The sequence below is a fragment of the Campylobacter sp. BCW_4323 genome, assembly GCF_001763115.1.
In the GTDB taxonomy this organism is placed as follows: domain Bacteria; phylum Campylobacterota; class Campylobacteria; order Campylobacterales; family Campylobacteraceae; genus Campylobacter_D; species Campylobacter_D jejuni.
In genome coordinates this window covers 80665-88493 of record NZ_MJYC01000026.1, presented here as the reverse complement: position 1 = coordinate 88493, position 7829 = coordinate 80665, and the positions used below count along the sequence as shown (strand labels likewise).

Below are 7829 nucleotides of genomic sequence, written 5' to 3'. Positions count from 1 at the left end.
AAAATTTCATCCTGATAATTTTAAAATTATTAGGATGGATGTTTTTTTGGATTTATTTTTTTTATTTTTGTTTTATTATTTAATTTTATAAAAATATAATTATCTTTTTATGCAACTTATAGGATAATATAGGATTTTAATTTTATTATCTAGGAAGATCATGTTTGATAAAATTCATTATTATTATTTTAATGCTAATTATGAAAAATGTTTAAACTTGAGTGAGCAATTTTTAAAAGAAAGTCCAAAATTTGCTTTAGAATTTGCTATGCTTTCTTCTTATAAACTTTCTCTTTTTCAAAAAGCTTTATATTATGCTCAAGAGCTTTTTTCTTTAAATCCTACAAGTTTTAATGGTCTTATACTTGCTAAAAGCTATATTGAAAATTTAAGATTTGATGAAGCCTTGAATTTATTACAAACACTTTTAACTCGCAAAGATGATTTAGAAGATGAACTTAAGTTAGAATTGGCTTTTATTTATAAACTGAGTAATAAACTAGAAGAATCTGAACAAATTTTCAAAGAATTACTTTCTAAAGATATGTATAATCTTAATCTATGGAAAAATTATGCAGAAATTTATTTTAAACATGATTTTACCAAGGCATTAAATGCACATGAACACTTGTGTCATTTTATGCAAGATTTGATTGATAAACTACAAAAAGGAATCATTGCTGAACAAACCAATCTTAATTTAGTCAAACTTGAAGATAGGCTTCATAGTAAAACCAAAGAAAATCTTACCATTTCTAAAATAGAAGATTTTTTAACTCATCAAATTTTACCCCAAAAAGCATACTTACTTTTTAAGCTTTTTAGAATATCTGATTCTTTAGAACTTTTTCAATCACTGCAAGAAGCCAATCAACACCATGCACAGTTTTGGCAAAACTATGCTAAGGTATTAGAATTTAATTCAAACTATCAAGAAGCTTATCATGCTTATAAAAAATGTCTTAGTTTGGATTCTCATGCAACCTATCAATTTGATTTGGCTTATCTTTTGATGCGTATGGGAGTGGATGATAATTTTGAAGAGGGCAAGAAATATTATGAAAGCAGATTATTTTATGCTCATAATGAAACTTTTTCTACTTATCATTATAATGAAAGCTTAAAAGCTTTTAATAAATTTGGCGTTGATGCTTTTAAAAATAAAGAAGTTTTAGTATTTTGCGAGCAAGGCTTTGGCGATACTATAATGTATGCAAGATGCTTAGAAAAACTTTGCAAAATCGCTTCAAAGGTTTTATTTGCTCCTCAAAGTGCCATGTATGAAATGTTTAAAAATCAAATCAAATTTTTAAATCAAAATGATGATATTTTTAAAAATGTAAAGGTTTTAAAAAATCTACCTACAAATTTTGATTATGCTATTCCTATTTGTTCTTTGCCTTTTTTTATTGATATTAAGCTTGATGAAATTTCACGATTAAAAACACCTATATTGCCACAGAAAAAACCGCATAATAAAAGAAAAAAACTTGGTATTTTTTATGCTACTCCTAATGCTGAAAATTCTGATTTATTAAGAAATGTAAAATTTGAATTTTTATTTGATATATTAAAAGACTTAGATTATGAAATCATTTCTTTTCAAATGCAATTAAAAGAAGAATTACCTAAGGTAATAGAAGATAGAAGTAAGCTTATAAAAAATTGGAATGATACTCTAAATTATTTATATGATATTGACTGTATACTTAGTATTGATAGTGCTATAGCGCATTTAAGTTTAGCTATGGATATTCCTACTATAGTTCTTTTACATCCTAGGTTTGATTGGCGTTGGGGAAAATTTGAAAATCCTAAAAGTTATTTTTGGCCAAAAGCAAAATGTTTTATCATAAAAGAACAAGAAGAAACAAAAAGGAATTTGCAAAAACTGATTAAAGAAATCTTAAACTAAAGCTTAGTTTAAGAGCTTTAGGTGGAAAATTTGGTTTTTGATTTCCAAAAATTAAAAAATTGATTTTTAAACTAATCAAGGTATAATTTTAAAGTTAAAAATAAGGAATAACTATGCTCTATGTTTATATCAAAACTCAAAATGCTTTAGTTCAAAGAATCAACTTTAATCTCGATAGTCAAGAACTACCACAAAATATTTTATGGATTGATTTACTTCATCCAAGTGCAGCAGAAATTGCTTTTATATCAAGTGAATTTAATCTTGAGTTTCCTACAAAAGAAGAAAGAGAAGAAATAGAACTTAGCGCAAAATATTGGGAAGACAATGCGACAATAACCATCAATGCTCATTTTTTAGTAAGAGATCTTAAAAGCGATGAAGAAGATAGGAATTTAATCAAACTTCGCACAGAAATTGTTACTTTTGCTACAGCTAAAAATATCTTATTTACTATAAGATATAACGAATTTAGCACTTTTGAAGAAATTCAAGCAAGGATTTTAGCTAGTCCGAAGAATTTTGAAGATGGTTTTGATATTATTGATAAAATGTTTGAAGTGCGCGTTGAAAAAGATGCGGATTTACTAGAATGGATAGATAAAGAAGCAAGACGCTTAAGAACAAGTGTTTTAGAAAAAAAAGATGAATATAGTTATGATGAAATGCTAAAGGATATTTCAAGCTTACAAGAGCTTAATATGCGTGTAAGAGATTCTTTATTTGATAAACGTCGTGCTATGACTTCTTTGCTAAAAAGCGATAAAATCGATAAAGATATAAAACAAAATCTCACTATAGTTTTAAAAGACTTAAATTCTTTGGTTGAATTTAGTGTTTCGCAACTTAATATCTTAGACAATATTCAAACCATTTTAGCTAGCCAAATCAACATAGAACAAAACAAAATCATTAAAATTTTTACCGTTGCAACTGTTGCCATGATGCCTCCTACTTTAATAGGAACTATTTATGGTATGAATTTTAAATTCATGCCAGAACTTGAACTTCACTATGCTTATCCCATAGTGCTTGGCGTGATGGTAATTTCTATCATTTTACCTTTGGTTGTTTTCAAGAAAAAAGGATGGTTATAAAAATTTATTAAGGAGGAACAATGGATACGATAAACATAGGAATTTTAACCCTAAGCGATAGAGCAAGTAGTGGTATATACGAAGATAAAGCTACTGCTGAAATTGAAAGAGTGTTAAATTCATATATAAAAAATGATATTATTTATCATAAAGAATTAATCCCTGATGATTATGATTTAATCATTAAAAAATTACTTTATCTAGTAGATGAAAAAAAATGCGATTTGATTGTTACAAGCGGAGGTACAGGTCCAGCGCTTCGTGATGTAACCCCAGAAGCCACGGAAGCCGTGTGTGATAAAATGATGCCAGGTTTTGGAGAGCTTATGCGCTTAGAAAGTTTAAAATATGTCCCAACAGCCATACTTTCAAGACAGAGCGCAGGAATTCGCAATAAATCTTTTATCATTAATTTACCAGGAAATCCTAAAGCTATAAAAGAATGTCTAGAGCCTGTTTTTCCAGCTATACCTTATTGTATTGATTTAATAGAAGGTGCTTATATAGAAGCAAATGATGAAGTTATTAAGGTTTTTCGCCCTAAGAAAAAATGTCAAAATTAAAATTTACTAGCTCTGATAAGTCTGCTTAATTGTCTAGCAAGCAGACTTGCCGAAGCTTCATCATTGCTTATCTTTTGCACTTTATTTTTAAACTTACAAAGTCTGTCATCTAAAATCACATTATTGATTGGAATTTTAGGCTTTTCTTTTTGCTTTTGTGAAATCTTTTTCTTAAAAAACATTCTTTAATCCTTTTTTATAAATATACATCAACTTAGTTGAAAAGAATATTATTTTAGATTTTAAGCTATTAACTTTATTTCATTATTTTAAGCTAAAATTCGCAAAAACTAATCAAGGAAAAATAATGACTTTAATTGCAATTTTATGTCTTTACACAGCACTTTTATCTTGGATTTCCTATACTCAAATTCGTTTCTTAGAAAGAGAAAAAGACAAACAAGCTCAAATTTTAAGCGAAAAAGACTATCAAAATGCAGCAGACATTGCCATCGAAAATGAAAAATTTAAACTATTTTCCAATTTTTATAATTTAATCATCAATATTGCATGGATAGGTTTTGGATTTTTATATCTTAAAGAATTACTTATCTCAAATAACACTCGTTTTGAAAATACTTTATTTTTATTATCTTTTTTAATAATCACAAGTATTTTAAATCTACCTTTAAGTATTTATGAAAGTTTTATCAAAGATAAAGCACATGGTTTTTCAAATATGACTGTAAAACTTTTTATCAAAGACACTGTAAAAAGTCTTATTTTAACTTTAATATTTGGATTTTTAATCCTTTATGCTTTGCTTTTTTGCTATGGTTTTTTTGGAACTTTTTGGTGGATTGTGGCCTTTATTTTTGCCTTTTGTATTATAGTGATTATAAATCTTATTTACCCTACCTTGATAGCACCTATTTTTAATAAAATGGAAAAACTAAACGATGAAAATTTGCTGAAAAAAATCAGCTCTTTAATGAAACAATGTGGGTTTAATGCAAATGGGGTTTATGTTATTGATGCAAGCAAAAGAGATAAACGTTTAAATGCTTATTTTGGTGGACTTTTTAAAAGCAAAAGAGTGGTTCTTTTTGATACATTATTAAAAGCTTTAAATGAAAAAGAACTTTTAGCTGTTTTAGGACACGAGCTTGGACATTTTGTTCATAAGGATATTATCAAAGCTTTATTTAACGGTGCTATAACTATGTTTTTACTTTTTTTTGTTTTTGCAAATTTACCTGAATTTGTTTACTTAGAAAGTCATCTAGAAGGAGTAAATGGCGGTGTATTTGCTCTTTTATTTATCTTTGCAAATATTTTTAGCTTTTTAATCTCTCCTATACTTAATGCCTTAAGTAGAAAAAATGAATTTGCAGCTGATCAACACGGAGCTAAAGTTACAAGCAAAGAAGATATGAAAAATGCGTTGATAGCTCTAGCAAGAGAAAATAAAGCTTTTATCAAAACAAGTAAAATATATACATTTTTTTATCTCAGTCATCCAAGTATTAGCGATAGAATCAAGGCTCTTTCTTGACTATAAAAAATGCTCTTATAGAAGCTAAATCTAGCTTAAAAGGTTATGAAAATGAAGCAGTATTTATACTCTGTGAATATCTAAAAAAAGATAAAGCTTGGTTATTTTTAAACCAAGATATAAAAATAGATCACAAACCTTATTTTGAGCTTATAAGACGTTTTAAATCTGGAGAACCTTTTGAATATATATTTGAAAAAGTGGATTTTTGGGGCTTAGAATTTAAGATAAAAAAAGGCGTTCTAATCCCTCGTTACGATAGTGAAATTTTACTTTTTCAAATTTTAAATTTATGCAAAAAAAATACTTTTAATAAGATTTTAGAAATAGGATTTGGAAGCGGAATTTTAAGCATTGTTTTAGCCAAAGAACTTGGGTTAAAAATCACAGCCTGTGATATCAATCCTAAAGCCTTAGAATTAGCTTTAGAGAATGCCAAATTACACAAAGTCGAACATTTGATTGACTTTAAGCTTTGTAATTTTAAGCAAATTAAAGAAAATTATGATTTTATTTTTTCAAATCCACCTTATATTAAAAATTCATATCCTATAGATATTTGGGTACAAAAAGAACCCAAAGAAGCTTTATTTGGCGGAGAAAAAGGATATGAAATTCTAGAAGAAATCATACATTTTTCCCTCGATAAAAAAGTTAAATTTTTAGCTTGTGAATTTGGCTATGATCAAAAAGAAATTTTGGAAAAAATTTTATATCAAAATAATTTCATTGTTGATTTTTTCAAAGATGAACAAGGTTATAATCGTGCTTTTATAGCTAAATTTACAAATATGCGTTATGATAAAAAATAAAAGGAGAAACTTTTGAAAGCTGTTAATTTATTTTTACTTGCCTCCATCATAGGGGTTGAACTCATACTAGGAATAGTTGTTGCACCAACAATTTTTTTTCCTCAGAATCTTATAGGGGAAGGAGTGTTGAGCCATTTTCAAAGTGGCTTAATGATGACGCAAATTTTTATTAAAATGGGATATTTACTGATTTTTGTTTCAGTGGTTAATTTTTTATATGAAATTTATTCTCTTATAAAAAATGAAATAAAATTTCAAATAAAATTTTCAAAATTTATGCTGAGTTTGCTTATTTTGATTTTAAGCTTAATATTTGTTTTTTATTTTACTAATACCATAATTGAACTCCAAAACTTAGGTGAAAACGCTACAAAAACTCAAGAATTTATCAGTATCCATAATGCAAGTGAAGTGGTGATTAAAATCATCTTGATAATGCAAGTTTTTTTGTATTTCTTAAGCTTTAAAATAGCAAAAAAATGATAGAATATTAAATAAATCCAAAAAGAGAAGGAGTAGGCCATGATGATCTCTGATGCAACTATGATGCAACAAAATTACTATTTAAACAATGCACAAAAAGCTAGCGATAAAGCTTTAGAAAATATTGCAGCTGTTCGCGCAATAAGTGGAGTTGATAGTGCCAATTTAGCTATTGCTGACTCTTTAAGATCTCAATCAAGCACTATAGATCAAGGTATCGCAAATGCTTATGATGCTATAGGGGTTTTACAAATTGCAGATGCTAGCCTTACTAATATCTCTCAAAGTGCAGATAGACTTAATGAACTTTCAGTAAAAATGAACAATGCTGCACTTAATGATTCTCAAAAAGGAATGCTAAGAACAGAAGCAACACGCATACAAGAATCCATCAATGATTCTTTTAATAATGCAACTTATAATGGAAAAAATGTCTTTCAAACTATGAATTTTGTAGTAGGTAGCGGAACTGAAACTACAAATTTAAATCCATTAGCAACAGGTGGACTAAGCATAGATAATCAAGATAGTATTACAAATTTTATGGATCAACTTGGAAGTTTAAGAAGTGAAATAGGCTCAGGTATCAATGCCATCACATCAAATATTAATGCAAGTGTTCAAAATAGCATCAACTCAAAAGCAGCTGAAAATAATTTACTAAATAATGACATGGCAAAAAATGTTAATGATTTTAATGCCAATTATCTAAAAGAAAATGCTGCTGCTTTTATTGCTGTGCAATCCAACATGCAGCTTCAAAGCAAAATTGCTAATTTATTACAATAATATAAGCCCTAAATAGGGCTTATTTCTTTATCAAAATGACTTTAGAGCAAATTTTAGAAAAAACCAAAAACGTTCGTCTTGTAGCCGCAAGCAAGTATGTCGATGCAAGTATAATTGAAAAGCTTTTTGATCAAGGTATAGTAGAATTTGGAGAAAATCAAGTCCAAGCTCTAGCACAAAAAAAAGAAAATCTTGATGAAAAAAAATTAGACATAAAGTGGCATTTTATAGGAACTCTACAAAGCAACAAAATCAATCTCTTAATCAAACAAAAACCTATATTATGGCACTCTTGTAATGGTATTAAAATAGCTAAAGCTATGGACAAAAGACTTGATTATAAATTAAATACTTTATTAGAAATCAATAGTGCAAATGAAAATAGCAAAAGCGGTCTAGATCCAAATCAAGCTGTAGAAGAATATTTACAAATACAAGAAGAATGCTCTAATCTAAATCTTTGTGGCGTAATGAGCATAGGATCACACAGCCAAGATAAAGAAAGTATTATCAAAAGCTTTGAAACTACATTTAAAATTTATGAAATTCTTCAAAAACATGGGGCTAAAATTTGCTCTATGGGGATGAGTAATGATTTTGAAATTGCTATAAAATGCGGATCCAACTTAGTAAGACTTGGAAGCATTTTATTTAAAAATCTTAAGTAAGAACAAT

The 7829-nt window shown here is 27.8% G+C and carries 9 protein-coding genes; 8 read left to right on the top strand and 1 reads right to left on the bottom strand.

Features of this window, described 5'->3' with window-relative positions; genetic code table 11:
- Nucleotides 1-160: 160 nt before the first annotated feature.
- The 3 genes from AJN60_RS01075 to mog all read left to right on the top strand — a co-directional run bounded on the left by AJN60_RS01075 (nt 161) and on the right by mog (nt 3575).
- A complete protein-coding gene (locus AJN60_RS01075; RefSeq protein WP_070285711.1) occupies nt 161-1915 on the top strand; it encodes a hypothetical protein in 1755 nt (584 codons plus the stop codon).
- Nucleotides 1916-2028: 113 nt separating this feature from the next.
- Nucleotides 2029-3012 (top strand): magnesium/cobalt transporter CorA, encoded by a 984-nt coding sequence (corA, locus tag AJN60_RS01070; protein WP_070276184.1) that lies wholly within the window; start codon nt 2029-2031, stop codon nt 3010-3012.
- A 20-nt stretch (nt 3013-3032) separates the two neighbouring features.
- Nucleotides 3033-3575, top strand: a complete 543-nt coding sequence (mog, locus tag AJN60_RS01065; protein ID WP_044778931.1) for a molybdopterin adenylyltransferase — start codon at nt 3033-3035, stop codon at nt 3573-3575.
- Here mog and AJN60_RS01060 read toward each other — a convergent pair.
- On the bottom strand, nt 3572-3757 hold the full coding sequence (locus AJN60_RS01060; RefSeq protein WP_070240507.1) for a molybdenum cofactor biosynthesis protein: 186 nt from the start codon (nt 3755-3757) through the stop codon (nt 3572-3574). The genes mog and AJN60_RS01060 overlap by 4 nt on opposite strands.
- Before the next feature lie 125 nt (nt 3758-3882).
- On the opposite strand from AJN60_RS01060, the gene AJN60_RS01055 reads away from it, so the two are divergent.
- Genes AJN60_RS01055 through AJN60_RS01035 form a run of 5 tightly spaced genes read left to right on the top strand, consistent with a single transcriptional unit; the run spans nt 3883 to nt 7822 of the window.
- On the top strand, nt 3883-5070 hold the full coding sequence (locus AJN60_RS01055; protein WP_070240508.1) for a M48 family metallopeptidase: 1188 nt from the start codon (nt 3883-3885) through the stop codon (nt 5068-5070).
- Nucleotides 5067-5882 carry a HemK/PrmC family methyltransferase gene (locus AJN60_RS01050; protein WP_070240509.1) on the top strand — a complete coding sequence of 272 codons (816 nt, stop codon included), beginning with the start codon at nt 5067-5069 and terminating at the stop codon, nt 5880-5882. Before AJN60_RS01055 ends, AJN60_RS01050 begins: the two co-directional genes overlap by 4 nt.
- A gap of 12 nt (nt 5883-5894) precedes the next feature.
- Nucleotides 5895-6365 (top strand): DUF4149 domain-containing protein, encoded by a 471-nt coding sequence (locus tag AJN60_RS01045; protein ID WP_070277474.1) that lies wholly within the window; start codon nt 5895-5897, stop codon nt 6363-6365.
- A 39-nt stretch (nt 6366-6404) separates the two neighbouring features.
- Nucleotides 6405-7154, top strand: a complete 750-nt coding sequence (gene flaC, locus AJN60_RS01040; protein ID WP_070240511.1) for a flagellin C — start codon at nt 6405-6407, stop codon at nt 7152-7154.
- 35 nt (nt 7155-7189) lie between these two features.
- Nucleotides 7190-7822 carry a YggS family pyridoxal phosphate-dependent enzyme gene (locus AJN60_RS01035; protein ID WP_002855231.1) on the top strand — a complete coding sequence of 211 codons (633 nt, stop codon included), beginning with the start codon at nt 7190-7192 and terminating at the stop codon, nt 7820-7822.
- Nucleotides 7823-7829 lie beyond the last annotated feature (7 nt).

Bases quoted from the DNA above. Each gene is read 5' to 3' on its own strand.
- mog (WP_044778931.1), top strand. From the start codon at position 3,033: ATGGATACGATAAACATAGGAATTTTAACCCTAAGCGATAGAGCAAGT.
- corA (WP_070276184.1), top strand. From the start codon at position 2,029: ATGCTCTATGTTTATATCAAAACTCAAAATGCTTTAGTTCAAAGAATC.
- flaC (WP_070240511.1), top strand. From the start codon at position 6,405: ATGATGATCTCTGATGCAACTATGATGCAACAAAATTACTATTTAAAC.
- AJN60_RS01060 (WP_070240507.1), bottom strand. From the start codon at position 3,757: ATGTTTTTTAAGAAAAAGATTTCACAAAAGCAAAAAGAAAAGCCTAAA.
- AJN60_RS01035 (WP_002855231.1), top strand. From the start codon at position 7,190: ATGACTTTAGAGCAAATTTTAGAAAAAACCAAAAACGTTCGTCTTGTA.
- AJN60_RS01075 (WP_070285711.1), top strand. From the start codon at position 161: ATGTTTGATAAAATTCATTATTATTATTTTAATGCTAATTATGAAAAA.
- AJN60_RS01055 (WP_070240508.1), top strand. From the start codon at position 3,883: ATGACTTTAATTGCAATTTTATGTCTTTACACAGCACTTTTATCTTGG.